This window comes from Flavobacteriales bacterium, assembly GCA_013214975.1.
GTDB lineage: Bacteria > Bacteroidota > Bacteroidia > DT-38 > DT-38 > DT-38.
On record JABSPR010000313.1, the window covers coordinates 1 to 5,443 of the forward strand.

The window sequence follows — 5,443 nt, forward strand, 5'->3', positions numbered from 1 at the left end:
CCGATTCCAAATAGGTCAAGTCATACTTGGTCAGCTAATTCTATTCTTTCAAGTAACTCATTTAGCGCTTGTGAGTTGGTTCCACCTTGTCTAGAAGACGTGGCAGCAAAACTATCTATTCCTATTTCCATGGCATCTTAGTTTAAATGCGTTAAAACAATATACGTAATTACGAATAATATACTTAAGAAAGTCATGAGTCATTTTCTGCTCATGAATTGCATTGCTCGTGCCAATGATATTTGTAATTACGAATATGAGGAAGCTTTGCTGGAATTCCTAACTTTTGAAAGTAGCAAGCCATTTTAATCCCTCTTGTTCATTAGAGAATATTTTTTTTTGGTGCTCTGGTTTGAAGAATTTAAATACAAATTGAGCACCAATTCTAAGTAAAGTAGATTCAACTACAATGGCGTCTGCTATTTTCAGCTTCGACCTCTCTAAATTTGCGTACTCAGATTTCGCATCGTCTGTAGCGTTAGCACCTCTTCTGAACACGATAAGAAATAAGCCTTGTTTGCCCTTGAGCATTTTTGTGAAAATCTTATGATTGTCAATCAGGTCCTCTTTCTCTATCAAAACGTCATTCTTTATCTCCACTCTAATTAGCCCTTCACTGACTAGCGTGATAATAAATTTTATGTTTTCAATAGTTTCCATTAAATGGCTGTTGGGTAATCCCGTTTATGCATAAATAATCACCTCGGTAATAAATATCACCGAAGAATTAATTTTATTTCTGACAAATTTTACGAATTGAATAATAGCTATCGTGTTGTAAGTCAGTACAAATATAAGTTTTATTTTAAATAGTTAATGAGGTGTTTGATACAATTCAGATAGCGTCATACTTTATAAATATTGGGAAGAAGTGTGTACTTAGAGTATTGGCTCGAGAGTCAGCATAGAAACATGGGCAAACATGTGGGCAATAAAAGCAGATTCTAATCCCTTCTTCCAGTAAAACCATTCGAATATGATTCCTCCAAGTGAATTGCCAATCATTATGTAGGATATTAATGTGAGAGAAGGAGTACTCACTAGACTAAATGCTATTGGTAAATGTCCGGCAGCGCATATTACGGCAGCTGTACATATGCCAATCCAATATGGAGTAGAGGATAGGCTTTTCATGACTTTAGAAGCAACCCAGATAACTAGTGTCATAATACCAAATCGCATTAGGATTTCTTCAGTAAAACCTCCATACAAAAAACGATTGGCGATACTTGGGGTAAAACTTTCTGCTGCCTCAAAGAACTCGGCTGGTATAGACGATCGGAAAATAAAGCCAACCAATGTTATTAGACATCCACTTATGAGGCCACCCATTGCTCCATAAACCAATATGCTCTTCGTGTTAAATGAAGAGTTTTTATTAATTAGACCTTCAAGTATCGGAGCTCCTAAGTTTACCTTCTTCGAAAGTAGAGTACCCAAGATTGTTGTGATGATCAATAGTATTGTGGGATTAACTAAGATTAAATATTTAATCTGGTCAGCCGAAAAGGTTTTAAGAAGTTCTCGCTCAACTTCTTCTTGTATATTTATAGTGAGCATCGACAGGATACTCGTTATGCCTAGTAAAAAAAACAACTATTCCTAAAATGACTCTTTCCCATTTCATTTTGTAAAGTTAAGGAGCCTTCAATTAATTGAGGTCGCTCAATGGAAGTTCTATTTGTGTTTTTCCAAATAGCGTAAAAACTGTTTGGGTAGAAACGGCTTATAAAGGTTTAAAAAAACGTGCCCGTGATTAAACGATCGTAGAGGCTCTGGATAAATACCTTCGAAATGGGTAATTATTTGCTATAGGCTCTTATTTGGCTGAATTCTTATTTGTGCATTCCAATCTACTTCTTTTCGTTCTCCTTAAATAACTTCATAGATTCTTCTTTGTTTACTGGGCTATTTATATCTCTATAAACTAATTAACCCGATGCCTTGATATTCGGTTTCATGTTTGTTCTAGCATTTGGCAATAGATCAATGTAATCATAGTTTCTGATTTTGTGTTTTGCTAAATTTGTATTTCAATTATTATAGATAGAATGAAAACATATACAGAAGAGGAGTTGGCGGATTTAGTTGGTAAAAGAATCATTTCAGAATTTGATAGTCCCGAAAATATTATCGCAGAGTTCGAGAAAAAACTAGAAGGAAAAGTAAAGTCGTTAAGTCCTCGAAAACTAAACGATATTGAATTGGAGGATAGTGTGCTGAAGTTTGCCGTTGATGTACATGCTAATATGAGTACTATTAATAAAGAAATAATTTTGACGAAACTATCTAAAGAATTACTTGAGAAAAGTTCAGGTAAAGGAATAGAGTTAAGCGAGCATGAACAGTACTTTACGGATGTAGCATCTGATGTTATGAAAGGGCTGATTAAAAAGAGGCATGCCGATTTAAAGAAGAAGAAGAAGAAGTGATATTGTACAAGTAAAGCGCTGGACCCAATTCATTGTTAGTCAATTTGGTAATTAGAAATCGGTATTTATTTCTTCTTTAATAGATCAATGTAAAGCCGTTCCATTTTATCTCTAGCCCATGGGGTTCTTCTTAAAAACGTTAGACTAGATTTAATCGTTGGGTTGTTTTTAAAACAGTTGATATTAACTTCCATCGACAATTCGTCCCATCCATAATGCTTCACTAGCGACTCAAGTATCATTATTAACTTAACCCCATGTAGTGGGTCATTGGGTTGTTCTCTGTATTCTCCTGTTTTTTTATCCATTTTGTTAGTTGATTGACTCTTTCAAATCTTGTTGAAAATGCGCTTTTATTATTTTACCCACCACGTTTCTCCTTCAATAATAGTGGCTTCCATCATTTCAATTTTGCCAGCTGAATATCCCATGGCTTTCTTATAACTCTCCCAGCCGTTTTCTAAAAACTTATCAGCGGGAAGAAATTCGGCGGCGCCTATATTCAGCGCATCACTATTTGGTATTCTGTAATCACCCCAGTTACATATTGACTTAATCTTCGATTTGTGATTTGTATGCGTGCCCTCGAACTGATTGTTTTTAAATCCATCAGCCTGAAACATCAAAGCATTGTAATTTATCTTGTCTTGAACATTAATATGGAAGTCTGTTCGGAATACTCCCTTTAGCATTCCTGACCGTACCTTCCCTGGGGTTTCGGAGAATTCGTATTTCCCAGTAACAAAACCTTGTTTAAAATCAGGGTAGTCTCCTTCATTATATGTTTTTGATTTTATAATTGTAATTTCTCCTTGAAAATCGCAGATAATGTTTTTTACTCTCGTCTTGCCCTGAACGTGGTATTTTAATTTGTTATCAGGGTCTTGATATGCCGAGATAAGATGAATGTGAAATCGTTGATAATCTTCTCCAATATAACCTAAAGGCTCTGATCTATTAAAAGAAGGAGTCTCACTATTAAGTGTGATTTTCTCTAAAGTTAATAACTCGGAAATATTATATTCCTTGATTTTCTTCGTGAATTTTGATGTTTTAACATCTTGTGCAAATACATAAAGTGATGATATGCAAAAAAGAAGAAGTAATGTGTTTTTCATATCTCGGTTTTATTTATAGTTAAATATGAGAATATTAATTAGATAAAACCTTTATTTAAAGGGATAACAAGATGTCTGATTTATTTAATTTATATGTGTCGGTAAACAGTCTAAAGCATATATCGGTATTCATTTGGAGAAAGTTCTAGTATCTCGGCTGACGAGTTTACTACCAAAATAAAAGGAAATACTTGACAGTCCCTATATGTTATAGATTAAAAGGAATAAGATTGCAGTCCGTATTTATATTACAATGATTAACCAATTTGTTTATAGTCGATGACCAATGTAGGCAGATAATAAGCATAATAGATTCTTATTCATTGACCATTAGTTAATTTTTTTAATTCTGTATTTAAGTCATCTAGTAGCTTTGGAACACTATTATTTATTTGTCTAAATAATTTGGGGATTTGATCAAGATTAATTTTAGCCTTGGCGTTTTCTTGCATTATCCGAAGATTGTTTCTTAAGGGTTGTGTTAATACAAGATCAAAATTAGGGGATGTTCTGTGCAGTATTTTATATAGATTATTCCAGTCTTTTGTTGAAATAGTTTTTTTTATTAAGCTTATATCTTTAGGGATTTCTTCACGAAGAGTCTTAATAGTTAAAACCATGAGCTTTACTTTTCCATTGGTAATAGTTACCAAATTGGAAAAATCGCTTACCTTTTTTAAATTGCCCTTTTTGGTCGGTGACATTAATTGAACACCCGTTGTTAGTCTAGCAATTTTCCCAAAAAGAATATTTGGATTAAAGGGTTTAGAGAGATAGTCATCAGCACCCAGTTTAATACATTTTTCTTTATCACCTTCAATTGCAAATGCTGTTAATGCTATAATTGGAGTTTTTTCCTGTCCTTGTTTGATTTTGGATCTAATAACTTCAATGGCTTGATATCCATTCATAATGGGCATTTGGATATCCATTAGGATAATATCGAAGTTATGAGATAAAAACATGGAGATTGCCTCTTCACCATTTGTTGCAATTTTCACATTGCATCCTTGGTCAGCTAGTAAATCTTGAGCGATGATTTGATTAATTAGATTATCCTCAACAATTAGAATATTTAAATTCTTGAGAGAAACAAGATCATAGGGAATATTTCTTTCTATTAAGGGGACTTCTAATAAATTAGATGGGCTTTTTTTATAACAAATATTGAACGTAAAAACAGAGCCTTCGTGCAATTCACTTTGAACAGAAACATTCCCTTTTTGTAAATCAAGTAATTTCTTTACAATAGATAGCCCTAAACCAGTACCCTCATATTTACTTGATATATTCTCTTTAACTTGTGTAAATGCTTTGAAAATGGAATGAAGATTTGATGGAGATATACCTATTCCTGTATCGGTAACTTCGAATTCAATATTAACTTTTGTTTTAGTAGTCTTGATTACTTTTACAGTAAGCTCTATAGACCCTTCGCTGGTGAATTTTATAGCGTTTCCTAATAAATTAGATAATATCTGATTTAATCGAACAATGTCTCCAATAACAAAGTTAGGAACATTATCATCAATTTCTAAGTTGAATTTCAATCCTTTTTCAATGGCCTTAAGATTGAATTCTTCCATCAAATTTGTGATTGCCTTTCTAATCTCAAATTTCTTTTTCTCGATAGTCATTTTTCCTGCCTCAATTTTTGAGATATCGAGAATATCATCAATTATCACTAACAGCGAATCAGTAGAATTTAATATAGCATTAAGATATTTCTGCTGCTTACTGGTTAATTTCGATTTTAACAAGAGATTAGCTAGGCCTGTTATGCCGTTTATTGGGGTGCGAATCTCATGGCTCATATTAGCTAAAAAATGAGATTTTATAATTGCTGCTGATTCTGCTTTTTCCTTAGCTTCAATTAATTGTTCTTGGAATATA

Annotated in this window: 5 protein-coding genes and 1 pseudogene; 1 reads left to right on the forward strand and 5 read right to left on the reverse strand. The window is 33.2% G+C overall.

Going from position 1 to position 5,443, the window contains the following annotated elements; translation table 11 throughout:
* Positions 1-279: 279 nt before the first annotated feature.
* Positions 280-660 (reverse strand): hypothetical protein, encoded by a 381-nt coding sequence (locus tag HRT72_09985; protein ID NQY68035.1) that lies wholly within the window; start codon positions 658-660, stop codon positions 280-282.
* 219 nt (positions 661-879) lie between these two features.
* Positions 880-1,627: pseudogene (locus HRT72_09990) on the reverse strand (CPBP family intramembrane metalloprotease).
* Between the two features lie 424 nt (positions 1,628-2,051).
* Here HRT72_09990 and HRT72_09995 point away from each other — a divergent pair.
* On the forward strand, positions 2,052-2,432 hold the full coding sequence (locus HRT72_09995) for a hypothetical protein (protein NQY68036.1): 381 nt from the start codon (positions 2,052-2,054) through the stop codon (positions 2,430-2,432).
* Between the two features lie 65 nt (positions 2,433-2,497).
* On the opposite strand, the gene HRT72_10000 is transcribed toward HRT72_09995, so the two are convergent.
* The 3 genes from HRT72_10000 to HRT72_10010 all read right to left on the reverse strand — a co-directional run.
* A complete protein-coding gene (locus HRT72_10000) occupies positions 2,498-2,740 on the reverse strand; it encodes a DUF2132 domain-containing protein (protein ID NQY68037.1) in 243 nt (80 codons plus the stop codon).
* Between the two features lie 48 nt (positions 2,741-2,788).
* The gene (locus tag HRT72_10005; protein ID NQY68038.1) at positions 2,789-3,550 is read right to left on the reverse strand and encodes a hypothetical protein; all 762 of its coding nucleotides are present in this window, start codon (positions 3,548-3,550) and stop codon (positions 2,789-2,791) included.
* 320 nt (positions 3,551-3,870) lie between these two features.
* Positions 3,871-5,443: response regulator (locus HRT72_10010; GenBank protein ID NQY68039.1), on the reverse strand; the 1,573-nt coding region annotated here is incomplete at its 5' end.